Source organism: Algoriphagus vanfongensis DSM 17529 (genome assembly GCF_000429465.1).
Lineage (GTDB): Bacteria > Bacteroidota > Bacteroidia > Cytophagales > Cyclobacteriaceae > Algoriphagus > Algoriphagus vanfongensis.
This window is the reverse complement of record NZ_AUBX01000016.1, coordinates 341,969-367,266: the sequence shown is the minus strand read 5'-3', so window position 1 is coordinate 367,266 and position 25,298 is coordinate 341,969. Positions and strand designations below refer to the sequence as shown.

Here is a 25,298-nt window from a genome sequence, read left to right as displayed (position 1 = left end):
GAGCCTTTAGATGAAGGTCTATTTTCTTATAAATCCTGGAACTTGTCCATTATATCCTCAGAAATACCGGTAAATGAATACCCCCCGTCATGGAAAAGATTTTGCATGGTGACCATTCTAGTCAAATCGGAGAACATTGTGACGATGTAATCTGCACATGAATCTGCCGAGGCATTCCCTAGGGGAGAAAGAGACTCAGCGAAATTGAAGAAAGAGTCAAATCCACCTATACCGGATCCAGCAGTAGTTTTAGTCGGAGACTGGGAGATGGTGTTTACACGTACTTTTTTCAATTTTCCAAATCTGTATCCATACCCTCTAGCGATGCTTTCCAAAAGCGCTTTGGCATCAGCCATATCCGTATAGAAAGGAAACACTCGCTGAGCGGCAATGTATGAAAGCCCCACGATAGAGCCCCATTCTTTCATGATGTCCATTTTCTCAGCCACATGCATCATCTTGTGAAATGAGATTGCAGACACATCAAATGATTTGCTCATCCAGTCGTAGTTCAGCTCTCCGTAGGATTTGCCTTTTCTGATATTTGGAGACATTCCGATGGAGTGCAGCAAGAAATCGAAATCCGCTCCCAAAAACTCCTTGGCTTCGGTGTACAATTTTTCGATATCTTCTACCACAGTGGCATCCGCAGGGATGACGATGGTATTACATTCTTCAGCAAGTTCTTTGATTGCTCCCATTCTCATGGCGATTGGAGCATTGGTAAGGACAAATTTTGCCCCTTGTTCTTTGGCCTTAAGGGCTGTTTTCCAAGCAATTGAATTTTCATCCAATGCCCCGGTGATGATCCCTACTTTACCTTTTAGCAAATTTTCTGGCATATAGCTTTTGATTGAAGTCAAAAATATGCCGTAAAAATAGGGATTTTCCCCGAATTGGCGACCTATTGAAGCAGGAGCTCTTTGGCGCTCTCTACAGCAGAGGCGGACGGATTGGAGCCAGCGATCATTTTTGCCAACTCAGAGATCCTTTCGTCCTCATTCAAAAGTTTTATTTTACTGATCGTCCTGTCAGTTTGATTATCCTTGAAGACAAAGTAATGTGTATCACCTTTGGCTGCCACCTGAGGCAAATGAGTAATGCAAATGACCTGATGATCCTTGGAAATCTCCTGCATCATCCGCACCATTTGCAACGCAACTTCTCCCGAGATCCCAGTGTCGATCTCATCAAAAATCAAAGTCGGAAGGGCCATTTTGTCGGCCATGAGGTATTTGATTCCAAAAAGCAATCTGGAAAACTCGCCTCCCGAAGCCACTTTTTTCAAAGCTTGAGGAGAGGATCCTTTATTGGCAGAAAAAAGAATTTCGATTTCATCCAAGCCAAGGCTGCTTGGAGCAACTTGTTGATGCTCTACGTGAATTTTGGCGTTTTCCATCCCCAACCCTGACAAAAGCTCCTGAAGTGACTTTTCAAAAACCGCAAAACACGACTTTCTCTTGTCACTCAATAGCTCTCCAGCAGCCAACATCTGTTGCTCAGCTGTTTTCAGCTTTTCGGCGGCTTCCTTCAGATTTTCATCCAAGTTTTGTACTTGAAAAACCTTCTCAGCCAGTTCAGACTCGATTTTCATCAATTCCTCGACAGAATTGACGCCATGCTTTTTCTGCAATTGATAGATCTTGCTTAGTCGATCTCTGATTTCATCCAGTTTTTCAAAGTCGATCTCGACCTTTCCTTCTTCATCTCCAAGCGTATCTGCTATATCTTTCAGTTCTATAAAGGTCTCCTGAAACCGATCCTTCAATCCTTCAAACTTATGCGCAAGTCTCCCTAAATTCTGCAAGCCTTGCTGTACCTGAGACAAGCCCTGAATCAACCCGAACTGCTCATCTTCAAACAGATTCAGCAATTCATTAATTTTTTGCTTGATCTCCTCCGCATTTTCCAACACTTCCTGGCTGGACTCCATTTCCTCCTGCTCTCCCGACTGGAGTGTCAAGGAACTTAATTCATCTAACTGAAACTGATTAAAATCCGCCTCTTTCTGTAGATCAAGCGCATCCTTTTGGAGGATTTCAAAAGATTTTTTGGCTTGTTTGAATCTCGAATATGCTGCTTTGTAAGTTTTGATTTCTTCTTGGCTTTGTGCAAAAGCATCTATCAAACCCAATTGATATTTTCCATCCGCCAGCTGAAGCGTATCGTGCTGCGAATGCACATCCATCAGTCTGGTGCCCAATTCTTTTAATACGTCCAGTCTAACGGGCGTATCATTGACAAAAGATCTGGATTTGCCACTGGGACTGATTTCCCTTCGGATGATGCAGGGTGTTTCGTAGTCGAGTTCTTGAGTCTCAAAAAAATCACGCAATCCATAGGCTCCTATCTCGAACACACCTTCGATGATGCATTTTTTCTCCTCGGTCAACAGTACTTTGGTATCTGCCCGATTTCCCAACAAAAGACCAACAGCTCCCAACATGATGGATTTGCCGGCTCCAGTCTCACCTGTGATCATACTCAGGGCTGGACTTGGCTGCATCTGCAACTCATCGATCAGGGCATAATTGGAAATACTGAGAGTTTTAAGCATGGGAATTTAGATTCTCACAAAGCTAAAAAATCCGTTTTAGCTTTTCAGCAGCTCGTTGTACTTTCTGGCATTATTTGGATCTACTTCCAACAGCAACTCCACTGCTTCCGTTCGGATTTCTAGCGGAGCATTCTTCAGGATTTGGGAGATTTCATCACTTTTCGCATCCATAAACGAAATCGTAAAAATCCCATTTGGCTGTGTCTTATTGGCTTCAGCTACCAAACGGATAGATTCCAAAATATTCTCGTATGCCTTATCCGGCTCTACCTGAAGCAGATCCAATCCCTGGCGATGATAGAGATAATAGGCCTCTCGAATAGAGGAGTAAACAGATGAGGTATAGATATCATTGATCAGCCAATACCGTGATCTTCTGTCGCCGGCATTTTGTACCCATCCGGCTCTTCCGGATTGCTGTGCATTGTTGACGATGTCATTGGCTACCGCAAAAAACTGCTGCCCTCCATTGTCCTCAAATGTATCGTAGTCCAGCCCCAGTGTGATATTGGCATAAAAAGCCAGCAGTGAACTGATGTTGTTAAGGAACGTAAAGCGATTGAACTCTAAAGGCTGAGATTCTATGAATTCGAAATTCCAGTTACGATCTGCAAAATTAAAAACCAAACTCTCATAACCGGTTCCATAGACAGGCCGCACCGTCTGTACTTGTACTGTAGCAGAATAGACGCCCACTTGCGGAACATCATTGATCGTGATAAGCAGATTCCCCTTGATTCTCTCCTCCGGTCTAAACTCATCCGAAGTCCATGATCTACCATTCAGAAACTGTTCAAAGGCTGTTTTCATCTGCTCAAAAATATCCGTATTCTGGATTCTAGCCCGATCACTATTGATAATCACAGTGAAATTGAGTTCCTGAGAAAAAGCTAACAGGGTTGGCAAAAGCAAAAAAAGTGTAAGGCAGAGTTTTTTCATTCCCCTAAAAATAAAAGAAATTATCAGGCTTCTGTCCAGCTGGACATTTTTTTGATTTCATCCAGAATCATGGAAGCGATTTCTGATTTTTGCATCAGGCTAGATTCCACTTGCTTTCCATTTTTGGTGAAAATATGGACCTTATTGGTGTCCCCACGAAATCCGGCTCCCTTTTCCTTCATGGAATTGAGCACGATCATATCAAAGTTTTTCTTCGCGAGTTTAGCCTTTGCGTGAGCTGATTCATTTTCAGTCTCCAAAGCAAACCCGACATGAAGCTGATTCGGATGTTTCTGATTTCCCAGAGTCAATGCTATATCGATATTCTTCTTCAAACGAATCTGCATCGTATCCTCACTCTTTTTGATTTTCTCTGGCGCCACCTCTGCAGGACCATAGTCTGCTACTGCCGCCGCAAAAATCACAACATCCATCTTGGGGTGAATCTCGGCACTAGCATCAAACATCTCCTGGGCAGACATGACGTCCAGCCAGTGAAATTTACTTTTATCAACAGAAATATGGATAGGACCTGCTACTACATACACTTCTGCACCCTGCTCTTTCAATTGCTCCGCGAGAGCCATGCCCATTTTACCGCTTGAATGATTACTGATATAGCGAACCGGATCGATCGCTTCTTGAGTAGGCCCAAGTGTAATCAGAACCTTCTTTCCTTGAAAATCTAACTTTGACGTAAAAAACCTCTTGACTTGCTCCACTATATGCTCTGGCTCCATCATTCGGCCTTTTCCACTGAGGCCGCTTGCCAATTCACCGGATTCTGCATCCAGCAAATGGTTTCCAAAGGATTGAACCGTTTCTAAGTTTTTGCGGACAGAGGGATGCTGATACATATCCAAGTCCATGGCAGGAGCTAGCATGACCGGACATCGGGCCGAGAGGTAAGTGGCCGTCAGCAGATTGTCACAGATTCCATTGGCAAATTTACCCAAGGTATTGGCACTCATTGGTGCCACTAAAAATAGATCTGCCCAAAGGCCTAACTCCACGTGATTGTTCCATTCACCAGTTTCATCTTTTTGAAATTGATGATAGACTGGTCTTTTGGAAAGTGTAGAAAGGGTCAAAGGGGTAATAAAATCAAGAGCAGAAGTGCTCATAATAATTTGCACTTCTGCTCCTTCTTTGACTAATAATCGGGTCAGGTGTGCGGACTTGTAAGCCGCAATACTGCCACTTACTCCTAGTATAATCCGCTTTCCTTGAAGGCTCATGTTATTGGCCTTCTTCTTCCTGCTCCGGATATCTGTGATATACTTTTCCTTCTAGAAACTCTTCCATCGCTAGCGTAGAAGGTTTTGGCATTCTTTCGTAGAACTTGGAGATTTCAATCTGCTCCTTGTTTTCAAATACTTCTTCCAAATTATCTACTGTAGAGGCAAATTCAGAAAGTTTGTTGTTCAATTCTTCCTTCAAATTGCCGGAGATTTGCTTCGCTCTCTGACCCACTACATGTAGAGATTCGTAGATGTTCTCGGTACGAGCAGCAACTTTGTCCAAGTCGCGAGTGATAATAGACGGATTTGTAGCCATACTATATGTTGTTTATTTATTATCTGTTTTGGGTTGCTCTGCCACTTGCGCAGCAGCTTCAGCCTCAGCTTTTGCAGTTCGTTCTGCTATTTGCTGTTTTGTTTTCATATGAGACTCAAGTTCCTCCTTGGTATCAGCCTCATATTCCTTTACTTCTGCCAGAAACTTACTATCTGGATATCTTCTCTGAAAATTCGTAGCAAACTTCAAAGCGTCATTCAAGCGTTCTTCTTTCTTGACGAAAACACTGTTTTCAGCGTACACGTAGCCTACTTCTACTAATTTGTAAGCCAGCTCTTCGTTGTATTTGCTTTCAGGATAGTCTTTTGCAAAATTCTGGAAATTGACAATGCAGGCACGATAGAAATCCCCCGGATAGAGTCCGTCCTTCAATCTGTAGTACATCGCAGCCTCATGGTAGGCCTTTTCTTCAAATCTACTTTCTAAATCCTCGAGCATTTCCATCGCTCTCTCAAAGCTGGCAGATCCAGGAAATCTTGTTACAAAATTTTGGATCGCTGCTACCGCTTCTTGACTACTTTGCTGATCTAGATTGAAATCAGGCGCATCCAAATAGAGAGAATACGCATTCATAAACAATGCTTCCTCAGCCAAAGGACTTCGGCTGTAAGTTCTATAGAAATTACTGAAATAGCCGGCAGCCTCGATATATCGCTTTGTCTTGAAATGACAATTTGCGTAGTTATAATCCGCCAATTCCGCTTTTTCACTTCCCCGGATCACCGGAAGGACTTTATCGTAAAGAATGATGGCTTTATTATACTCTCCTTCTTGGTAGTATTTATTGGCACCCTCATAGAGTTCTTCCCAGTTGGTGCTTTTTTCCAACTTATTGAAAGGTCCACAAGCACCGAAAACCAGCACAAGAAGTAGAATAAATAGGGGTTGTATGCGCATGTTCATTTTCAAGACCGCAAATATACGGGATATTAATTGGTATTCAAATGGATAGAATGAGATGATCGTTTTACTTCTTCACAACGAGTTTTTTGGTCACAATATTTTTATTGTCGACAAAAAGCGTGTAGAAATATACGCCTGGGTTGAAATCACTCACGTTGATCACCAAGGAATTTCTCTCCGGATCAAGTTCATATTCAGCTACGGGATTCCCGATGAAGCTATTGATGGAGATTTTTGCTTTTGCTTGTTGGTCTTTGACCTGATAGTCAAATTGAGCTATTCTATGACTTGGATTGGGATAGACATCAGACAGAGAAATAGATTCATAATCAAAATCATCTGCTCTTTTATCCGGGTTGCGGACATTGTATTCAGCCTCGACGACGAATGCTTCTCGCAAGTTGTCCTGATTGACAAACACCAACTCAAAGCTTCCACGAGACTCAGCGATCCCCATATCAAAGTCCAAATACATATCTGTCAGAATTTCGCCTGGCTTCAATGTCAACTTGACTTTGGCCAAATCTCTCTTGGCATCATAGCACTGCTCCCCTACACAAATTTTCATGCGCTGGGAAGACCCGACATTGCCTGCAATATTCTTGAGAAAGTATGTTTTAGTCTGTTCGGATTCATTCTGGAGAATGACCGTTTTTCTGTGACTGCTACCGATATCTCCGACGAAATCCAAGCCTTCACTCAATACATGGACTTGTTGCGCTTCCGAAAATAAAGGAAACGCAAGCAATAGCCAGGTAAAAAATTTGAGAAAAGTCTTCATGTAAAGTTTTAATCGATACGCCACTCAGTTGTTTAACTGCAATTAATATACGCACAAAAATACGTCTTGGGTAACGGTTTACTGAAAAAATCCTCTTAATACTTGTTAAGCCTTTTAAAATTTTTCAGGCATTTGATCGTTTGGGAGGTTATTGATGCGCTTCAATGGTGACAAACCACTTTTTTCAGTGGACAAACCTTTCTTTTCTAGGGACTTTCGAATCTCCTCATCAGTAGGCATTCGAATCTCCGCATCCGGCTCATTGAACAGATTTTTTTCATTGAGGTCTATTTCCACTACTTTTCTCCAAGCATCAATGTCCTCCATATCAGGTTTCTCCTCTAGCCTCCATTGAAACCCTTCAAGTTTGGAGGTTTCATCATTGACCAACTGGACTGGGATAAATTTCCCATCAGGCTTCACTCCATAATTAACTCGCTGGATCGCCCCCTCTTTAAATCTCATACTGATCGTCGCTGACAGAGTCCTATTGATCCCCTGATTGAGCGAGTCACCTTCTAGCGCATAGTAAAGCGACTCTCCATTACCATCTATATCCAGCCTACTGATTTGCCCTGCATCAAAGAAAGCCATCAATCTCCGACCTTTCATTTGATTGTAATTAAACAAAGTATCCGTCATGACAGCAAACGCATTTTTTGTCATCGTCGCTCTCCTTAGCTCTTCATTTTCTATAAAAAACACCATGGAGTCTGCCGAAATCTGACTCTTTTCATTCCAGATGACAGGGTCTTGAAACAGCTCAATCGTGGAATCATTGTAATTGTAAACCAAAGAATCTGCAATCCCCGAAAGCGATGTTTTGACCAATTGAATCGACCGAAAGGCTGTCAGATAGCGTGCGGTGTCCGACTCATGATCTTGAGAAATCAAGGTATCCGCCGCCAAATAGAGCGTGTCTTGCTCAAAATATCTTCGCACCAGTGCATTTCCGTGAACCCGGCTATAGCCCCTGTTTTCCCAAAACTCACCAGAATCACCAAAAATCTCAACTTCCCGCTCTTTGTTGAACACCCGCACATTTTCGTTCCCCTCATAGTAGGCTTCCAGTTCATCGTAGAGGAGCTCTTCGGCTTTGACCCTACTAGTCTCTGTCTCTACGACTCCATCATAAAATCGAAATTTTTTGTTCTGGGTATCATAAAAACTCCCTTTCTGCGCATCTAGGGTGTTCCCGTCCTTAGATACCAGATTGGTCAAGCCAATCGTTTCGGCCGTTTTAGGAATGGTAAGATAAATGAGATGACCTGTCTTGAGAGTGTAGTCCGGGTTGACCAAAACTACATCCTCTTGAAAAGTGATTTTTTCCAGATTGACATCATATCTCCCCCTCTCACTGGTCAGCACATTGGTCGAGTCCACTACTTTTCCATCATTGAAGTAAGTAGCTACATTGGCCGCCCGGTCATAATTGAGAAAATCCGTATACAGCGTAGTTTCTTCATTTTTGAAGACCACATTATTCCGAAGCTTGGCAAGCTTGGTGGCCCCATCGTACTCCGCGTAAGCGCTGGTAGTCGTGACAGGATCTTCCAAATCCTCAATTTTAACCCTCCCATAGAATTTCGCCATGTTTTGTGATTTGAAAAAATGTGCAGAATCACAATGGATCAGCGTGTTTTGATGGGTCATCACCACATTTCCCAAAAAACGGGTAAAGTCATTTTGCCCAACAAGAGAGTCTGCTTGATTAAAGTTTAAGATCTTCTGATCTTGAGCATTGACAATTTCTACGCTTGCTAGCCAGAAGAAAAGCAAAATAGAAAAGGGATATGATAATTTCATCGGCGATTTCAAGTGGGCAAAATTAGTATAAAAAGCTATTTTTGGTCAATGATCACAGCTTTTCAAGAGCATATACGCCAAAAGTCTCTTCTCGATCCGAAATCCACCTATCTTTTTGCCTGTAGCGGAGGGATAGACAGCATGGTTTTGGGATGCCTACTTATCGAAAGCCACATTCCTTTTGAAGTCGCCCATGTTAATTTTCATCTGAGAGCAGAGGAAAGCGATGGAGACGAAGTTTTTGTCAAAAACTGGTGCGCCTCCCATGACTTGGTCTGCCATATCCATGCAGCAGATGCTTACGAGGTAGCCGAAAACCAAAAAATATCCATCCAAATGGCAGCGCGAGAAATCCGCTACGATTGGTTTGAGCAGGTGAGAAGCTCCAGAAACCTCAAAGGGATCATCCTAGCCCATCAGGAAGATGACCAGATAGAAACTGTTTTTTTAAATCTATTACGAGGAACGGGACTGGACGGTATGATCGGTATGGCTGAAAGGCGCGGCCATTTGATCCGGCCACTGCTTCCATTTTCAAGAACTCAAATCGCAGACTTTGCCTCAGAACACAACATCATCTGGAGAGAAGATTCATCCAATAGCAAAACAGATTATAAAAGGAACAAGCTTAGGCTAGAGTCATTGCCTGCGCTGTTGCAAACCGCTCCAGACTCCCGCAAAAACCTGCTACATAGCTTTTCCCGCATCAAAGATGCTTCGAAAGCATTTTCCTCCCTCATGCAATACTGGCTGTCCAATCAAGTCAGGACGGAAGATGACTTTCAGTTTCTGCCCATTTCAGCTGTCAAGCATACATCAGGAGCCACCTCTCTTTTGTATTTCTGGCTAAAACCTTATGGTTTTAATTCGGATCAAGCAGAAGAAATCCTCCAAACAATCCAACATCCAGAATCAGGGAAGTTTTTTGAAAACAGTCTCTACCGACTGACTGTAGACCGAGAGACACTTATCTTAGCTCCGCAGGCTGAAAAATTCACATCGATCACACTCCAAAAAGATGATATCGAATGCCTGCTGGGAAATACTCGCTATGAACTACTCAAAGTAGCAGGAGATACCCCTCTGGACAAATCCAAAGAAAATGCGATGCTGGATCTGGAAAAAATCAGTTTCCCACTGGAGATCCGGTCATGGGAGCAGGGAGATAAATTTATCCCGCTAGGGATGAAAAACAGCAAAAAGATTTCGGACTTTTTGATAGATTTGAAAGTATCTCTTGCCGAAAAGGAACGCGTCAAAGTATTGATTTCAGAAGGCAAAATCGCTTGGGTGATCGGCTATAGGATTGCTGACTGGGCCAAATGTGACGCCTCCACCCGCAAAACACTTTATCTCAAAAAGAAATAAGCATGCTCAACCCATTTTCTAAAACATACACGGAAGAAGAACAAAGCACCTTCAGCTTTTTGAGAGTGATCAAGTTTTTCGAAAGGCTGAGAAACAAGGAGATGGCACGCTTTATCCCTGCCATGCATCAGAGAAAATACAATCGGGATGAAGTGATCTTTTTCAGCAAAGACCCCAGTCAGGCATTGTATCTGGTAAGAAAAGGTCAAGTCAAATTGACAATCGATGTCAGGGACAATTTTGAAACCATCTTGATCATCAATCAAGGAGAAGCATTTGGAGAGAATTCACTTTTGCAAAACACTAAGCGAACCTACACTGCCATCGTTACATCCGAAGAAGCAGACCTCACGGTGATCCCTCATTTTGCCATTCAGGAGATTTTTGAATCCAACCCCAAAATCAAGGCAAAAATGATGACTTCACTCGCCGAATACTACAATGAAAACAACCAGAGACTCTTCAAATCCTACCGAGAGTCATTTGGATTTTTCAGCCTGAGACAGATGTTTGAATAGACTGGATTTCACCTCCCAAGCCCTTTTCACATTATTTAAAGACCAAACAACAAAGTATTGACTGGAAGGTTTCTATTCCTCTCATTGTTTAATAACTTAGCGCCGCTTTTTAAAGGCTATCTCAATAAAAAAATCATAAAATCATGAGCAAAGTAACCGTAGTAGGAGCTGGAAACGTAGGTGCCACCTGTGCCGACGTCTTGGCTTACCGCGAAATCGCAGAAGAAATTGTTTTGGTAGACATCAAAGAAGGTGTAGCTGAAGGCAAAGCCCTTGACATCTGGCAAAAAGCCCCTATCAACCAGTATGACCCACGTACTGTAGGTAGCACCAATGACTATAGCAAAACTGCCAATTCTGACGTGGTCGTGATCACTTCTGGTCTTCCAAGAAAACCAGGTATGACACGTGACGACTTGATCGAAACCAACGCCGGTATCGTCAAATCTGTGACAGAAAACGTCATCAAGTATTCTCCAAACGCCATCATCATTGTAGTTTCCAATCCTTTGGACGTAATGACTTATCAAGCGCATCTGACTTCCAAGCTTCCTCGCACCAAAGTAATGGGGATGGCTGGCATCTTGGATACGGCTCGATATAGAGCATTTTTGGCAGAAGAACTTAACGTATCTGCCAAAGAAATCCAGGCAATCTTGATGGGTGGACATGGTGACACTATGGTTCCTCTTCCTCGCTATACCACTGTAGCGGGTATCCCTGTGACTGAATTGATCGACGAAGACAAACTGAATGCAATTATTGAGCGCACCAAGTTTGGCGGCGGTGAATTGGTGAAATTGATGGGTACCTCCGCATGGTACGCACCAGGATCAGCTGCTGCACAAATGGTAGAAGCGATCTTGAAAAACCAAAGAAGAGTATTCCCTGTCTGCATCAAGCTAGATGGCGAATATGGAATCGATGACTGCTACCTAGGTGTGCCTGTGATCTTGGGCAAAAACGGTATCGAAAAAGTGATCGAACTGGATCTCAATGAAGATGAAAAAGCATTGCTTGAAACTTCCAGAGGTCATGTCAAAGAAGTAATGAACGTCTTGGACAATCTTTCCAAGTAATTCTTTCTAAATTCTGACCCGGGATACTTCTTCATTTAGACTGTATTCCGGGTCTGATTTTTGTACCAACCACAAGAGATCAAAACCCCTGAAGTGAAAATCTGGAAAAGTCTACTGGTCCTAATTTCTGTTTTTTTGCTAGCTGCTGCAGGCTACTGGACCTATATCACTTACTTTTCTACCTCCAAAGTACACAACCTAGAGCTCATCGGCCAAGATGCAGTATTTGTGCTGGAATCTGACGAATCCGCACTCATCTGGAACGAAATCGTCGAGCACTCCTCTTGGGGTATTCTCAAAAACTTTCCCGCTTTCCAGCGGATTTCTGATCACCTGATCGCTCTGGATAGTCTGACAGGCAATTCAGGTCAAGTCACCAAACTTTTCAACGGAAACACACTCACTATTAGCTACCACCCCACGGGAGCTGAGACATTCGATCTTTTATTTACACTGGAAGCTAGCCAAAGCACCGGCGAAGATCTCAAAGAAGAAATCAGTCAAAAACTACCTGAAGGGAGCAGAATTTCTAGCCGACTTTATTCATCTATGCCCATCACAGAAATCATGGATGCGGCCAATACCAGGACCTGGAGCTTCACCTCTCTCGGATCGGTCATCGTAGCCTCTCAATCTTCTTTTTTGATAGAGGAAGCTATCCGAAACTATCTCAACCCAGAGCTTCAATCATTTGCAGATTTGATCCCAACCGATCCTACTTTAGAGTCGGGACGAGGTATTCTGTGGCTTAGCGGAAAAGGACTTGGAAGCCTCCTAAAAGGCACCCATCAAAACCGCGAATCGCTGGCGGTAGAGAGCCTCCAGTCTCTGGATGCATTAGTAGGGCTTCAGATGTTTTTGGATGAAAACCAAATTCGTTTCGAAGGCAATCTACATCTGGCAGACGATGTAGATTTTACCCCTGCGCTTTCTGCCAATCTTCTAGAGGTAGAAAAAACCATCTCCACCTCCACCCTGGCCGTCACACAATTCAACTTGCCGAGTATCTACGAAACTCAAAAGCTCAAAAACCGAGCGTTCCCATTGAAGTCCACTTTGCAGGCGGAAATCCAAAGAAACCTGACTGACAGGGGCTTTCTGGATAATTTCACCGGTGAATTGTACCTGATCGAGCTCGACGCTTACGGCGGGTCTGATCAAAACTTGGCTTTGATTGCCAGAAATACAGCTGCTGATCGGTCCTTTGCTATGCTGAAAAACTTCCTCGCGTCTCAGGGGAACCAGACTTCAGACTATTATCGAGATCAAGAAATCCTTTTCATTGGAGACGAAGAATTCCCCGGTCATATATTCGAAGGCAAGTTTTTCGGCTTTCCTCAGACCTACGTGACCGCACTGGATGAATTGCTGTTATTTACCAATTCCCAGCAAGCCATGAAGCTGGTATTGGATGATTATACCAATGGAAACAATTGGGCAAATGAAAACCGAGCCCCCAGCGCCAAAATAGCATTGACACCATCTGCAGGATTTAGTAGAGTCTATCTGATCCCTGAGATCTGGAAGACCTGGACACAAAACAGCAATCCGTCCTGGACTACTTTTCTCCAAAAATATGCGGCTGTATTTCAAGCCTTCCCTTACGTCTCTTTTCGGATCAATCAAATTGGAGAAGAAACGAAAGCCAGCCTGGTTTTTCCTTTCAAAGCTGCAGAAATAGAAGAGATCAAGCCTGAATCTACCGTCAGCTTGAATGCAGAAAGTCAAGTGGCATTTCCCAATCCTCTGATTTACGGTCCTAAGGCTATCACCAACTACCAAGATAACACCGAAGACTTGGTCATTCAGGACAGCAATCACATCCTTTATCTGGTCAATTCTGCTGGCGAAACAGTCTACCAACAGCAATTATCCGGTCCGGTGATCTCTGAGGCTTTGCAGGTAGATTATTATAAAAATGGCAAGCTTCAGCTTTTGGTCGCTACTGCTGACAGAATCTACGGCATAGATAGATTGGGCAATCCACTTCCAAACTATCCTTTTAGCTTCGCCGGTAAGACGATGACTCATCTCAATCTGGTAGACTATGACAATAATAAAGAATATCGATACTTTGTCAGTACAGCAGACGGTGAGCTATACCTATTGGACAAAACAGGAGAAAGACTAGAAGGATGGAATCCGCTGAAAATCGGACAAAAAACCATCGCAGCTCCAGCCCACTATCGCGTGCCAGGCCGTGGAGACTATATGGTGGCCATCGGAGAAAATGGAAAGATATTCTTATTCAACCGTCGAGGTGAAGTTCAAAGCGGCTCACCTATCCAGGTGGCCGATGCATTGCGAAGCGGGTTTGTATTCAATCGTAGTTCCAAATCCAGAACATTTCAACTCTCTGGGATCAGTTCAGAAGGAGAGGTGATTCATTTGAATTTCGCAGGAGAGATCAGCTACCGAAATCAATTGATCAAAGAAGACCGGGACAATGAGTTCCTAGTCATCCCAGACCAAAAAGACCTTGATTACCTGATTATTTCTAGACATTTCAATCAAGTGAAAGTCATGGATCGGGATGAAAAAGAATTGTTTTCAGCAAGGGTTTCAGATGGCGACCTGAGTTATCAGTACTTTGACTTTGGGTCCAATAGACAAATTGTCGTCATCACAGACCGGGTACAGGAATTTGCCTACCTCTATGATCTTCAGGGCAATCTCCTCACACAATTGCCTCCAGAAAGCAAAGGGGAAATCGAAATTTCCTACTACCCCAACCAAAACAAATATTTGATCCGGACCATCGCTGGCCAGCACCTGACCACCTATCAATTGAGTGATTGAGGGAGAGATTGTCCCTGGTCTGGGAAATGAGTAAATTGCATCCATTCCAAAAGAATCCATGCTTCAAAAATTCTTCTATTCCGCACTTTTCACGATTGTTTTTACCTCAACTTCTTGGGCTCAGTTGATTACAGACAGCCCGGAGTCAGAGGTCATCAGCAAGGGAGTCAATTTAAGTTCCCCCTATCATACAACACTTACTTTTTTCTACAATCTGGAGGAAGCCGACTACCGACCAGAGAGATCCGCACAAGCACTGGATCTATCAGATGCTACGGATGCAAATGGTGAGAAATTAAGCGTCAAACTCAAGCAGGTATTTGAAGGAAAAGGCATCATCATCCGTACCAGCTCGGTACCCAACTTGCCCAACTACCAAGACTCTACCTCAGGTGCGGCGGAACCCTTGTACTTCTTTGACAAACAAAAGCTACCGGGTGTGTTTCTGGAAAAGAAAGGAAAGCAGTGGAAGTTTTCCTCCTTTACTGTAAGCCAGATCGATGAGCTTCATCGTGAAACCTACCCTTTTGGTACCGCAAAGCTCCTCAACCTCCTTCCGAAAATAGGAAATGACGTCTATTTCGGACTTCATTTCTGGCAATTGGTCGGAATCTTCTTTTTGGTACTGATGGTCTTTTTGGCCCACTTCTTTTTCACCTTTTTGGTGGACAAAGGATTGGTTTACTTTTTCAGAAGATTTGGCTACCAAAAGATCGGTGAAAACTACCTTCTGCCTGTTGCCCGAGTGACCAGTATCTATTTCATTGTGTTGACCTTGGCTTTATTTATGCCAGTCTTGCAGCTTCCTGCCGAAGTATGGGCCTGGATTATCATCATCCTCAATACCCTGAAACCATTCTTGATCACGGTGATTTTTTACAAGTTGGTCAATGTGGTTGCGATCTACTTTGCCCGACTGGCCACCAAAACCGAATCCACTTTGGATGACCAACTAGTGCCCCTATTACGAAAAACGCTGAAAGCTTTTGTAGTGATCATTGGGACACTTTTCATTTTGAGAGATGGGCTCAACTTGGATATTATCCCGTTCCTGACAGGTCTTTCCATTGGTGGTGTTGCCATCGCTTTGGCTGCTCAGGACACCATTAAGAACTTCTTCGGCTCGGTGATGATTTTCATCGACAAGCCATTTCAGGTAGGAGATTGGATCACCTCTGGAGATATAGACGGTACGGTGGAGGAAGTGGGGTTTCGATCAACTCGGATTCGAACTTTCCGCAATTCTGTGATGTATGTGCCAAATGGAAAAATTGCCGATGCTACTTTGGACAATCATGGCTTGCGAAACTACCGGAGATTCTACACGACTTTGACGGTAACTTACGATACGCCGCCTCAATTGATCGAGGAGTTTGTGGTTGGTCTGCGCGAGATCGTACTGCATCACCCGCATACGCGCAAAGATTATTATCATGTCTATTTCAACAATCTCTCCGCATACAGTCAGGATATCATGTTTTATATTTTCTTCAGCGTACCTACTTGGCCTGAAGAATTGAAAGCACGTCATGAGATCCTGATCCAAACCGTCCAACTAGCCAATAAACTGGGAGTACGCTTTGCATTCCCTACTCAGACGCTGCACATGGAATCTTTTCCTGAGAAGCAATCGCTGGTCCCAAACTACCCTGAGGAGTCGGCCCATTATCAAAAGAAGCTGGGAGAATTCCTTCAAAATGAACTTCGGAGCAAAAAGAATTAATCTACTCTGAAATATTCTTTGGTTAGCTTTTTCTGCCCTGAATCATCTGTAGTCAGGATTCTCACCTCATAGAGCCCCTTCATTTTGGAAGTGGAAAAGGTGAAACTGGATCTACTTGGCACTTTATCCCAAAACAATACAGACCTAAAGTCAGGAATGCGCTCGTTTTGAACAGCTGCTTTTGCAAAACCGTGTTGGAAAGTAATAAAGGGATTGACTCCTGAATAGTCCAAATACAAGACCTGATCTGGGACCGGAAATAGACCAAAATTATTCTCATAGGAGGAAAAGCTGATCACCCCGGCATAGTTGCGATCATTGAGATAAAACTCTCTGTTCAGCACTTCCAATTTTTTGAAATATTTGGGATTAAAGCCAGCCAACAAATCAGAATCGAAAACTGGTAGAGCATCCACCATCATAAGGGGATTTTCTTCAAACATGAAATTCTGTGGCTGATTCAGCACCCGAAATTCTTTCTCTTTTTCCTTTCGTCGAATAGCCACACCCGGCACATATTCCTTGACGACAGTCTCCACTGTCTCAAATCGAGTATAGTCATCCATCAGATAGACCTGGTCAGCTACGAATCCAGTCACTACAGGCACTGAGTCATTTCGATATTCCTGATTGTAATATGGCTCCAAAGCAGAAGCGATCTTCAGCTCTCGCAAAAAAGCGGCATCCTCCGGATGTATCTGAAGTTCGGGAATTTGAAACGAAGATTTGAAGGTCGTCTTGGGTGCTGGACTGACCATTTCCAAGTCCGGAATGGTGCTTCCATCTTCCACCTGAATCAATAGGTGATCCCAATGCCTAAATCCTCCTAAATCAAAATAAAGATTGCCCTGCACATCCGGTCTATCTGTGAACAAAGCTGATTTTTCTCCATGAGCCGATAGAAAGTAGGTCCTTGTCGTATCCACTTCCGCCACTTTGGCATGTACTATATGGCCAAAGAGCTCAGGCAGCAAGACGACATCCTTTTTTGAGTCATAGATTTCTTGAGATGTAAACTGCGTTTTCACACCTTCCAAATAGGGATTCCATGCAGCTATACTAAGCTTGGTTTCTCCACTCACATTGAGATTGACCGACACTTCTTCCTCAGTCGTATAGTTATTTTCCAAGATAGAATTTGACTGGCTTGGCAAAGCAAAAACAGGCTTACCTTCTGAGGTCGATCGCGGAGGCAAGCTCGGGTTCAATACGGTAATCAACTGCTGCTGTACCCCATCACCCAACTGTTGATTGGCAGAAATCCTAGTGAAAACCCGCAGCAGATAATTGCCTGAAGGGATTTTCTCTGTGAGCTGGAGAAAATTAAGCGTATGTCCATTTTCCAAGGGCATTTTGGACAGGGCCCACGAGCGGTTTTTCGAATCTAGGAGCTCAGCATAGATCACCTGCGACTCAGAAGCGCCGCCTGCTACCAGAGAACTGGCATTGATCCAGATCTTTTCATCCGTAAAAAACAGACTCTTTGGAATATCAAATGCGATAAGCTCTTGGTCTGATTGCGCAGTAGCTGTCGCAAAAGAGCAGATACTGCATAAAATCAAAATGATTGAGAATTTTACTTTCATATTATTCAATCCAGAAATCTGGTTTTTCACGATTTGCATATAAAGTACAGTCCGCGCACCATCGGGGAGCGGTATAGTATCCGATAGGCCCCATAGGTCCCATCACCACCCTTGCCGGTAGAGTCGAGCCCGAAGCGAAGACTGTGGCATATTGGGACTCTGGGATAGTGTCTGTACCAATGAAGCAGGTATTAAACTCATCCATACTGATCGACCATGGCAAAATATCCGCTCGATCGATAAAAACTCGCTCTTGCTGCACCACACCGATACTGACATATCCGATGGCTTTTTGAGTAGAACTGGCCTCTACTGCGTGTATGTTTCCTCCGATCAGCGAAGGGAGAGGGCTGAATATCGTCCCAATGTCTTCCGTATTTTTTTTGAGAGTCTCCCAAAATTCGACTGCATCCGACGGAATGGCTTTTTGAGATATCAATACGCTATAGCGCTCTTGCATTCGGGGATCTCCTTCTTCAAATTCTTTGATGGTCTGTCTGAAAACAACCTGATCTTCAAACCTAGAACTCGTCTCTAAGAGTACTCCGGAGTTTCTTTCCGATTTATAGCACCGACTGATACGCTCTTCTTCTTTGCGCTCCACCACTCCAACATCTTCTTTGTAAATGAAATTGGTGATAATCCGCGGGAGAAAAACCCACGTTTCCTCATAAGTCCAGAGAAAATCATCTGCATTGTCATTGCCTTGCGTATTCACAAAAACCTCTATCCCTGATTCATCTCTGACATAGCCGGCATCAAGTATCTCTGGAGTCAAAATGGGTTGAATGGGGTCGCTCTTATAGGTCCCTTTGCCCGGCAACTCTATATGCAACTCATAAGTCATCTGCTCCGAAATATCCTCTTGAAAAAGGTAAACTCCCTCTCCTCGCTCTTCCAGAGAGTAGGTAGTCCCTTGCTCTGAAAGCAAATAAACTGTAGCACCTAAAGCAGGAGAAAGCTCATCTCCACTTTCTTTCAGTTCACTCGTCCAGCTCAGTGTCAACTCGCTGGCCAATCCTTCCGAGTCCAAATACCCCTCTACTACCAATATCCCAGAGGCCTCTTCTCCCACTTCTGGATCAAAGATCTCACGACAACCCAATACTCCCAACCCCATCAGAGCCAGTAGTACATAGGAGCCATATGTATTGGCAGCCCGCATCAGAATCTGAAATTGTAGGTAATGAAGGGAATAGGATCAGCGAAAATCGACAATTTATAACCTTGCAGTTTGCCTCCCTCTGGCACAAAATAAACCGAATAAGGGTTGCTGCGTCCCAAAATATTATATACGCCAAAGGACCAGGAGGAATGTGCCAACTTGTTGACCTTATGATTTCCTTCCAGATTCACTGAAAAATCCAATCTGAGATAATCCGGAACTCGCTGCGCATTTCTGTCCGTAAAATACACTCGCTCGCTTCCTCCGTAGACAAATTTGGAAACAGGCAATGTGATTGGTCTTCCTGTACTATAATTCCCGGAAAATGTCGCATTGAAACGCTTGCTTACCTCGTAGTTGAGTATCAAGACAGCATGATGTGGCTGATCATAGTTACTGGAATATTCCGCACCATCGTTGATTTTCTCTTTTTGCTCCTCATTGCTGGTACTGAGCAAGGACCTAGAGTAAGTATACGAAACCGAGCCGTTGAGACGTCCGGTACTTTTCTTCAAAAACAATTCTACCCCATACGCTTTCCCATCTGTGTTGAGCACGTCTTGCTCCACATCATCATTAAGAATAATGGAAGCACCTGAACGGTAATCGAGCAGATTTTTCATGCTTTTATAATACATCTCTGCAGAAAACTCGAGTGTGTTCATGGCCATGTTTCTGAAATAACCCACCGCATATTGGATTCCCGTCTGAGGCCGGATAAATTCGTCACTCAGCTTCCAGGTATCTGTCGGTGATATCACAGACGTATTGCTCAAAAGGTGAATGTTTTGACGCATCGAATTCACACCTGCTTTGAGGGATGATTGATTATTCAAAGTATACCTGGCCGAGATCCTGAATTCAGGCCCGTGATAGGTCTTGATAAACTCGCCCGAAGGATGTGTGGTCTCCCCTGTGACATCTGACTCTCCATGTGATGAACCATCCGGATAGGTAAATGTCGTCTGAGGACCTAGATAATTGTAGAGATTATACCTCAAGCCTCCACTGACCATCCAGAGATCATTGATCTCAAATTCATCTGAGAAATAGAGCGAGGTCTCCAAAGCCTGCTCCTGCTCCACCTCATCCGGAACCACAATGGACTCTTCTCCATAAGGCCTAATTTTACCTGGTCTGAGCTCGATGTAATTAAGATGAATACCATACTGAAAGCGATGACGCTCATCGAAATCCTGCAAGAAATCTACCTTGGCAAAGGTCTGATTCATCCCAAAACCAAACTCATACGAATTCAGCGGATTATCCTCTCCAGTGATATCAAAGTCATAAGCATCTACACCGCCTGAAAAACTTGCTTCCAGCTGCTCGTTGAAATAATGGGTCCATTTGGCAGCAAAATTCTGATTTTGATAACCGTAAACCGTATCCGGGTCAAACTGGAACTGGTCCTTGCTGAAATATCCTGTCAGCTCAAAGACATCATTTTCACCAAAGCGCTGCTTCAGGTTGAGATTGAGGTCATAGAAATTGGCTCGACTGGCGTTGAAATCTGCTCTATCTTCCAGCCAATCCAGTACCCAATTGGAATAGGTAGTCCGGCCAGCTATTAGAAAGGTGGTGTTTTTCCCCAAAGGCCCCTCTAAACTGAGCCTGCTCGTTAAAGGGCCTATCCCTCCACTGCCACCGATTTTCTCTGAATTCCCAAATTTGGGCTGAATCTCCAACACAGAAGAAAGCCTCCCTCCATATCGGGCTGGAATCCCTGCTTTGTGAAGCTCTACTCCTTCGACTGCATCGGCATTGATAGATGAAAAGAAACCAAACAAATGCGATGGATTAAACAGAGTCGAATTTTCATACAATACCAAGTTCTGATCCGCAGCTCCTCCACGTACATTGAATCCGACACTGGCTTCCCCTACGGTATTCACACCCGGCAAAATCAAAATCCCCTTCAGAACATCTACCTCACCAAGTACTGCTGGAAGCTTTTTCATCTCGCTCACAGACAGACTCTGAACTCCCATCTCTGGCCGAGTAATATGACTAATTGCCCCGGAATTGACCACTACTTCACTGAGAGAATAGATGCTTTCGCCTACAGCCATGTCCAGACGACCATCTCCTCTCAGATCGATCAGTCTCTGCTCCACATAGCCACCGAGATTTTGGACATACAGGGTGTGCTTTCCGACAGGGAGGGTGATCGCGTAGTTTCCTTCCACATCAGTCACTGATCGGGTAAAATCTATTTTCTCGAAAACGATAGCTCCTGAAATAAGCTCTCCGCTCTCCAGACTGCTGATGCTTCCACGAAGTGTGGCCGTGTTTTTTCCCGGAGAAAGCTCACCTATGACAAAGCGATTGTTTCGGACAAAGGCTTCATCTACTCCTTCCCCGAGTTCTTCTGCTCCACTGCTGATATTTCTAAAAAATCCATCCGTAAGTTGGGTTTGGAGCTTTTGTCCTCGGGAAACAAATACAGCATACTCCGGACCGAAGGAATATTTCATGTCTGTATTTTGGAAAATTGCATCCAGCAAATCTGATAATTGACTCTGATCTGCTTGGAGATTGACAGTCAAACCGGCAATTTCTTCTGATCTGAAATAAAACTGATACGGAGTATCTTCTTCCACTCTATCTACAAAACGCTGGAAAGATACTCCCGGAAAAAAACCACTGATACGTGGCTCCGTAGATGTCTGCGCAAAAGCTACCGTCCCGCCCATGATCCAAAGCAAGACTAGTAAACAGACTTTATTCGTTGGGTTTATCATTTTGTCTGCCGAGCGGAGATCTCTACCGCCTGAGTTAAATATGTTTCTGGCTGAGACTTAAATCTCAGCCCTCTTTTTTTCAATTCTTTTTTTAGCACCTTATAATTCATATCTGGCACATCTCCTAGTTGCCGGGCCTTTTGGATGGGGTAGAAATGACCAGCCGTCCAGAGAAAATAATCGCTTTTATCCAGAAAGACATCAGTATACTTGCTGACATCATTCTTATCCTTGGTGGATTTATACTCTTTGACCAAAACCAAAACCTCACCGGTATTCAGCACTTTGTACAGTCCATTTAGATGATGGGCATAGTTTCGATTTCCTTCAAAGAAACGAAACCGCTCTCCGTTTGACAGCTCAAACTGATCCACCTTTTCTGGGTTGATCAGTAGCTTCTGCCTATAGATCGGATGAAAAGTCAGTACCTGATCCCGATAGCAATCATACAGCAAAGGCACCTGTGGATAAGTAATCCCATTGATCTGTAAGCTTCCATTTTCAAACTGGCGAGACTCGTAGAATGGATGTCCCTCTATCGTCTTCGCCACTTCCTCATACTGCCCCCCAGTGATCAGCTCCTGAAAGTAGGGAATCTCCTCCTTGTAACTCGCCAAATATTGCAGCGAATCTGAGACTACCTGTGCCTTTGCCCCCAAAGGAATCAGTAACAGCAATACACCAGAAAAGCCAATTTTCCACATGATGTAAAATACAAATCTCCTTTGACTACTTGTGACCATTTACAAAATAATACAGCTATGCTTCATCTTAGTATATGTTCATCGACTTCACTATCAATGCCTTTCATCTCACCGCACTTCCCAAAAGTCCGGCATGACATTCGTACCTCTCAGCCTACAGTCCACACAGATCTCAGTGGAGTAGAGATAACCGATCGGCTCTAGGCCATTTTGATTATAGATCGGATAAGTCGGGTATTTATTGGAAAAGCGAAACTCCTGCTCATAGTCCTGAACAAATACCGTATCTAAACCAGTACTGCACCCAAAATATTCGGGGACATCCGCTTGCCAAGGGTACACCTCTGTGATGTCAATGAAAAGCCTTTTCTGACTGACTTTTCCCAAGCCAACGTGTCCTATCACTGGAGTATCGGGATCTTGGTCATGAACCATATTGCCACGAATCTGTGTCGGCAGTGGGCTGAATATCGTCCCGATATCATCTGTATTTCTCCTCAAAATCTCCCAAAACTCTGCGCCATTGGGGGTCAGTGCTTTTTGGGTCACCAATATACTATAGCGCTCGGTCAGTCGCTCATCTCCCGGAGCGATCTCTCTGATACGTTGCTTGAAAACCAAATTGTCTTCAAATCGCGAAGAAGACTCCAACACCAAATCCGAATTGGGAATAGACAAATAGCAAAGATCCATTTTCTCTTCCGGGCTTCTTTCTACGACATTTTTGCTTTCAATATCATATTTGACATTGTTGGGAAAAGGAGGCTTGAATGCCCAAGTTTCCTCATATGTCCAGAGAAAATTATCCACTTGCTCATTTCCTTGGGTAGTAATAAAAATCTCTACTCCTTCTTCACTTTTTTCAAATCCAATATCCAAAATATCGGTACTTGCCAAAGGCTTGAGCTCTTCAGAGGTATAGCTATACCCATTAATCAGCTGGATCTTGAGATTATACACTTCATTTTCTGGAATATCCTTGGCAAATCCATACTTCCCCTGACCCAACTCACTTAATTCATACCGCTGCCCTGAGGAGCTTTCAAGGTGCACTCTAGCCCCTGTCACAGCCGGAAACGTCTCCACTTCCTCTTGCGTACCCACTGTATAACTCAAGCTCAACTCACTCGGCACTCCATCCGTATCGAGATACCCCTCCACTACCAAAATCCTCTCTTCCGTAGCAGATAACTCCGGATCATATACTTCCTTGCAAGCTCCTACTAGCACTAGACTGCCTAGCAAAGCCCATACTCTCAACTCATTATTCCTGAATACTCGACGCATGCTGATTGGCTACTGATACGAGCTCCTTTAAAAAGAGCTCTTTGTTTTGATTGAAATAAATTTTGTTTTTGGTCAACTTCTCCCGAACCAGTTTTTTGGACACCCTGAGGTGTTTGATAGCCTGTTTTTTTGTTTTAATTGGATGAAATCCCTCGGTATCCACCAGAAAAAAATCCTCAAACTCTTCATAGCTTCCCATCGTCTTTCCGATCTCAGTGGATTTTTTCACCGCTTTATAATGCTTGGAAACCAATGTAAAGCGACCTTCTTCTAGCACTTGGTAAAATCCCTTTTTGTGATGAGAATAAGATTCATTTCCATCCAATTTTTGAAAAACACTCCCATCATTCAGCCTGAATTCATTGATTTTTTCAGGATTGATCAAAAGCTTTTCTGAAAAAACAGGATGGATCGTGAGCACCTGATCATAGCGGATATCATAGAGCAAATAGACCTCTGGGTAGTAAATTTGGTTGATTCGCAGTCCTCCTAGCTCAAATGTTTTACTTAGATAGAAAGGATCCCCATCATAATTGGATGGCGGATCCTGATACTGTCCTCCTGTAATCAGTTCTTGAAAAAAAGGAAGTTCTTCTTTATACTGCTCCAGATTGCCACTAGTACTTGCCAACTGTTGGCCTAGAACGGACCCCATGGATAGCACCAGAAGTCCCAGATAAAAAATGATTTTAACCATGGGTAAAAATACACGCGAATGAACATTTGAAAACGACTTTTTTCGAATTATGTTTAGAAAGGCAAGTTTTCGATTTGAAAGGAAAAAATATCCATCCAACCTAATCCCATCATGACCACCCGTAGAAAAGCTCTCAAAACCCTCGCTCTTTCCTCTGCTCTCGCCGGTTCTCCTTTAGCTTTTGCGCAAGCGAAAGAAAAAGCACCTTCTCAGTTTAAGTTTTCACTCAATACAAGCACCATTCGCGGTCAAAAGCTTTCGCTTTCACAAATGATCGAAGTCGCCGCGCGGGCCGGGTATGACGGAATAGAGCTTTGGATCATGGAACTCAACCAGTATTTGGAATCGGGCAAAAGCTTGAGCAATCTCAAACAGGAGCTACGGGATGCAGGAATTGAAGCTATCAATGCTATTGGCTTTGCCACTTGGATGGCCCAGGATCCTGCGAAAAGCAAACAGGGATTTGAGCAAATCGAGGTAGAAATGAATCAGCTTGCTGAAATTGGCTGCGTTAGAGTAGCAGCTCCGGCCATCGGTGCAGAGGCTCCCGTGGATCTATTTGAGGCGGGAGAAAAATATGCTAGGCTTTTGGAACTGGGAAGAAAGACAGGCTGTATGCCGCAATTGGAGTTTTGGGGAGCCTTTCCGCCTTTTCATCAACTTGGTCAAGCATTGGCCGTAGCTGCCATGGCCAATGATGCGGATGCCAGACTTTTGCCTGACATCTATCATCTCTTTCGTGGAGGGTCAGGCTTTGAAGGACTGAAACTGATCAATGGCAATGCCATCGAGGTATTTCATCTCAATGATTTTGCTGATACACTTCCGAGAGAACAGCAAGAAGATAAGCATCGAATCTATCCTGGAGATGGCGTAGCTCCTATTGGAGAAGTGGTAGAGACACTGACCACTATGGGTGGCGAAAAGTATTTATCCTTGGAGCTATTCAATCCCAGCCTTTACCGCATGGATGCCGATGTAGTCGCTCAAACTGGCTTGGCTAAGATGAAGCAGTTTTTTTGAGATAGGGAGTGTTGGATTTCAATCCTTGCCCACACACAACT

The 25,298-nt window shown here is 43.8% G+C and carries 20 protein-coding genes; 6 read left to right on the top strand and 14 right to left on the bottom strand.

Annotation, left to right across the window (positions count from 1 at the left end):
• Positions 1-26: 26 nt before the first annotated feature.
• From G460_RS0117025 to G460_RS22050, 8 genes are all read right to left on the bottom strand, one after another.
• Entirely contained in the window at positions 27-842 is an 816-nt protein-coding gene (locus G460_RS0117025; protein ID WP_026956495.1) for an enoyl-ACP reductase FabI, read from the bottom strand.
• A gap of 62 nt (positions 843-904) precedes the next feature.
• Positions 905-2,557, bottom strand: a complete 1,653-nt coding sequence (recN, locus tag G460_RS0117020) for a DNA repair protein RecN (protein ID WP_026956494.1) — start codon at positions 2,555-2,557, stop codon at positions 905-907.
• A gap of 36 nt (positions 2,558-2,593) precedes the next feature.
• Positions 2,594-3,496 carry a type IX secretion system protein PorD gene (porD, locus tag G460_RS0117015; RefSeq protein WP_026956493.1) on the bottom strand — a complete coding sequence of 301 codons (903 nt, stop codon included), beginning with the start codon at positions 3,494-3,496 and terminating at the stop codon, positions 2,594-2,596.
• Positions 3,497-3,519: 23 nt separating this feature from the next.
• Positions 3,520-4,734, bottom strand: coding sequence for a bifunctional phosphopantothenoylcysteine decarboxylase/phosphopantothenate--cysteine ligase CoaBC (gene coaBC, locus G460_RS0117010; protein WP_026956492.1), 1,215 nt, complete (start codon positions 4,732-4,734; stop codon positions 3,520-3,522).
• A 1-nt stretch (position 4,735) separates the two neighbouring features.
• Positions 4,736-5,053: a DNA-directed RNA polymerase subunit omega gene (locus G460_RS0117005; protein ID WP_026956491.1), complete on the bottom strand. Its 318-nt coding sequence runs from the start codon at positions 5,051-5,053 to the stop codon at positions 4,736-4,738.
• 12 nt (positions 5,054-5,065) lie between these two features.
• Positions 5,066-5,971 (bottom strand): outer membrane protein assembly factor BamD, encoded by a 906-nt coding sequence (locus tag G460_RS0117000; protein ID WP_035464569.1) that lies wholly within the window; start codon positions 5,969-5,971, stop codon positions 5,066-5,068.
• Positions 5,972-6,041: 70 nt separating this feature from the next.
• Entirely contained in the window at positions 6,042-6,758 is a 717-nt protein-coding gene (locus tag G460_RS0116995) for a T9SS type A sorting domain-containing protein (protein ID WP_026956489.1), read from the bottom strand.
• A 114-nt stretch (positions 6,759-6,872) separates the two neighbouring features.
• Positions 6,873-8,564, bottom strand: coding sequence for an OstA-like protein (locus G460_RS22050; RefSeq protein ID WP_051316088.1), 1,692 nt, complete (start codon positions 8,562-8,564; stop codon positions 6,873-6,875).
• A 48-nt stretch (positions 8,565-8,612) separates the two neighbouring features.
• On the opposite strand from G460_RS22050, the gene tilS reads away from it, so the two are divergent.
• From tilS to G460_RS0116965, 5 genes are all read left to right on the top strand, one after another.
• Positions 8,613-9,932: a tRNA lysidine(34) synthetase TilS gene (tilS, locus tag G460_RS0116985; RefSeq protein ID WP_026956488.1), complete on the top strand. Its 1,320-nt coding sequence runs from the start codon at positions 8,613-8,615 to the stop codon at positions 9,930-9,932.
• Between the two features lie 2 nt (positions 9,933-9,934).
• Complete coding sequence (locus G460_RS0116980; protein WP_026956487.1) at positions 9,935-10,450, top strand: Crp/Fnr family transcriptional regulator; 516 nt, start codon at positions 9,935-9,937, stop codon at positions 10,448-10,450.
• 143 nt (positions 10,451-10,593) lie between these two features.
• On the top strand, positions 10,594-11,529 hold the full coding sequence (gene mdh / locus G460_RS0116975) for a malate dehydrogenase (RefSeq protein ID WP_026956486.1): 936 nt from the start codon (positions 10,594-10,596) through the stop codon (positions 11,527-11,529).
• A gap of 93 nt (positions 11,530-11,622) precedes the next feature.
• Complete coding sequence (locus G460_RS0116970; RefSeq protein WP_157366949.1) at positions 11,623-14,328, top strand: hypothetical protein; 2,706 nt, start codon at positions 11,623-11,625, stop codon at positions 14,326-14,328.
• A 58-nt stretch (positions 14,329-14,386) separates the two neighbouring features.
• Positions 14,387-16,051, top strand: coding sequence for a mechanosensitive ion channel family protein (locus G460_RS0116965; RefSeq protein WP_026956484.1), 1,665 nt, complete (start codon positions 14,387-14,389; stop codon positions 16,049-16,051).
• Here the strand turns inward: G460_RS0116965 and G460_RS0116960 are convergent.
• The 6 genes from G460_RS0116960 to G460_RS22725 all read right to left on the bottom strand — a co-directional run bounded on the left by G460_RS0116960 (position 16,048) and on the right by G460_RS22725 (position 24,234).
• The gene (locus G460_RS0116960; RefSeq protein ID WP_157366948.1) at positions 16,048-17,667 is read right to left on the bottom strand and encodes a hypothetical protein; all 1,620 of its coding nucleotides are present in this window, start codon (positions 17,665-17,667) and stop codon (positions 16,048-16,050) included. The genes G460_RS0116965 and G460_RS0116960 overlap by 4 nt on opposite strands.
• Positions 17,639-18,802 (bottom strand): DUF4249 domain-containing protein, encoded by a 1,164-nt coding sequence (locus G460_RS0116955; protein WP_035464567.1) that lies wholly within the window; start codon positions 18,800-18,802, stop codon positions 17,639-17,641. The genes G460_RS0116960 and G460_RS0116955 overlap by 29 nt, the downstream gene beginning before the upstream one ends.
• Positions 18,802-21,546, bottom strand: a complete 2,745-nt coding sequence (locus G460_RS0116950; protein ID WP_026956481.1) for a TonB-dependent receptor — start codon at positions 21,544-21,546, stop codon at positions 18,802-18,804. The genes G460_RS0116955 and G460_RS0116950 overlap by 1 nt, the downstream gene beginning before the upstream one ends.
• Positions 21,543-22,250: a hypothetical protein gene (locus G460_RS22045; RefSeq protein ID WP_157366947.1), complete on the bottom strand. Its 708-nt coding sequence runs from the start codon at positions 22,248-22,250 to the stop codon at positions 21,543-21,545. Before G460_RS22045 ends, G460_RS0116950 begins: the two co-directional genes overlap by 4 nt.
• Positions 22,251-22,358: 108 nt before the next feature.
• On the bottom strand, positions 22,359-23,537 hold the full coding sequence (locus G460_RS0116940) for a DUF4249 domain-containing protein (RefSeq protein ID WP_026956480.1): 1,179 nt from the start codon (positions 23,535-23,537) through the stop codon (positions 22,359-22,361).
• Entirely contained in the window at positions 23,515-24,234 is a 720-nt protein-coding gene (locus G460_RS22725; protein WP_051316086.1) for a hypothetical protein, read from the bottom strand. The genes G460_RS0116940 and G460_RS22725 overlap by 23 nt, the downstream gene beginning before the upstream one ends.
• A 111-nt stretch (positions 24,235-24,345) precedes the next feature.
• On the opposite strand from G460_RS22725, the gene G460_RS0116930 reads away from it, so the two are divergent.
• Positions 24,346-25,257: a sugar phosphate isomerase/epimerase family protein gene (locus G460_RS0116930; protein ID WP_026956479.1), complete on the top strand. Its 912-nt coding sequence runs from the start codon at positions 24,346-24,348 to the stop codon at positions 25,255-25,257.
• The last annotated feature ends 41 nt before the right edge of the window (positions 25,258-25,298 follow it).

Coding starts and splice junctions, on each gene's coding strand:
- G460_RS0117005 (WP_026956491.1), bottom strand. CDS start 5,053: ATGGCTACAAATCCGTCTATTATCACTCGCGACTTGGACAAAGTTGCT.
- coaBC (WP_026956492.1), bottom strand. CDS start 4,734: ATGAGCCTTCAAGGAAAGCGGATTATACTAGGAGTAAGTGGCAGTATT.
- G460_RS0116940 (WP_026956480.1), bottom strand. CDS start 23,537: ATGCGTCGAGTATTCAGGAATAATGAGTTGAGAGTATGGGCTTTGCTA.
- G460_RS0116930 (WP_026956479.1), top strand. CDS start 24,346: ATGACCACCCGTAGAAAAGCTCTCAAAACCCTCGCTCTTTCCTCTGCT.
- G460_RS0116955 (WP_035464567.1), bottom strand. CDS start 18,802: ATGCGGGCTGCCAATACATATGGCTCCTATGTACTACTGGCTCTGATG.
- G460_RS0116995 (WP_026956489.1), bottom strand. CDS start 6,758: ATGAAGACTTTTCTCAAATTTTTTACCTGGCTATTGCTTGCGTTTCCT.
- G460_RS22050 (WP_051316088.1), bottom strand. CDS start 8,564: ATGAAATTATCATATCCCTTTTCTATTTTGCTTTTCTTCTGGCTAGCA.
- G460_RS0117025 (WP_026956495.1), bottom strand. CDS start 842: ATGCCAGAAAATTTGCTAAAAGGTAAAGTAGGGATCATCACCGGGGCA.
- recN (WP_026956494.1), bottom strand. CDS start 2,557: ATGCTTAAAACTCTCAGTATTTCCAATTATGCCCTGATCGATGAGTTG.
- G460_RS0117000 (WP_035464569.1), bottom strand. CDS start 5,971: ATGCGCATACAACCCCTATTTATTCTACTTCTTGTGCTGGTTTTCGGT.
- G460_RS22725 (WP_051316086.1), bottom strand. CDS start 24,234: ATGGTTAAAATCATTTTTTATCTGGGACTTCTGGTGCTATCCATGGGG.
- G460_RS0116965 (WP_026956484.1), top strand. CDS start 14,387: ATGCTTCAAAAATTCTTCTATTCCGCACTTTTCACGATTGTTTTTACC.
- G460_RS0116950 (WP_026956481.1), bottom strand. CDS start 21,546: ATGATAAACCCAACGAATAAAGTCTGTTTACTAGTCTTGCTTTGGATC.
- G460_RS0116980 (WP_026956487.1), top strand. CDS start 9,935: ATGCTCAACCCATTTTCTAAAACATACACGGAAGAAGAACAAAGCACC.
- tilS (WP_026956488.1), top strand. CDS start 8,613: ATGATCACAGCTTTTCAAGAGCATATACGCCAAAAGTCTCTTCTCGAT.
- porD (WP_026956493.1), bottom strand. CDS start 3,496: ATGAAAAAACTCTGCCTTACACTTTTTTTGCTTTTGCCAACCCTGTTA.
- G460_RS22045 (WP_157366947.1), bottom strand. CDS start 22,250: ATGTGGAAAATTGGCTTTTCTGGTGTATTGCTGTTACTGATTCCTTTG.
- mdh (WP_026956486.1), top strand. CDS start 10,594: ATGAGCAAAGTAACCGTAGTAGGAGCTGGAAACGTAGGTGCCACCTGT.